The organism is Psychrobacter sp. TB20-MNA-CIBAN-0197 (assembly GCF_040309765.1).
GTDB lineage: Bacteria > Pseudomonadota > Gammaproteobacteria > Pseudomonadales > Moraxellaceae > Psychrobacter > Psychrobacter submarinus.
This window is the reverse complement of the sequence record NZ_JBEOPC010001480.1, coordinates 1-231: the sequence shown is the minus strand read 5'-3', so window position 1 is coordinate 231 and position 231 is coordinate 1. Positions and strand designations below refer to the sequence as shown.

Genomic DNA, 231 nt, shown 5'->3' with positions numbered 1-231 from the left:
AATGTTGGTCTGCTTGCTTATTCACCGCTTGGCTTTGGTGTACTATCTGGCAAATATCTCGATGGTAAACGCCCTGAAGGTGCACGTCTCACTATGTATGATCGGTTTGCCCGCTATGTGAACGAGCAAGCAAAATCAGCCACCGTACAGTATGCCAAGATTGCCTCTGATGCTGGTTTGGATATGGCGCAAATGTCGCTAGCTTTTGTCAATTCACGCCCATTTGTGACC

At 47.6% G+C, this 231-nt stretch carries 1 protein-coding gene; it reads left to right on the top strand.

The window, feature by feature from the left end; genetic code table 11:
• On the top strand, positions 1-231 hold a 231-nt coding region (locus AAEY83_RS18895; RefSeq protein WP_351061782.1), incomplete at both ends, for an aldo/keto reductase.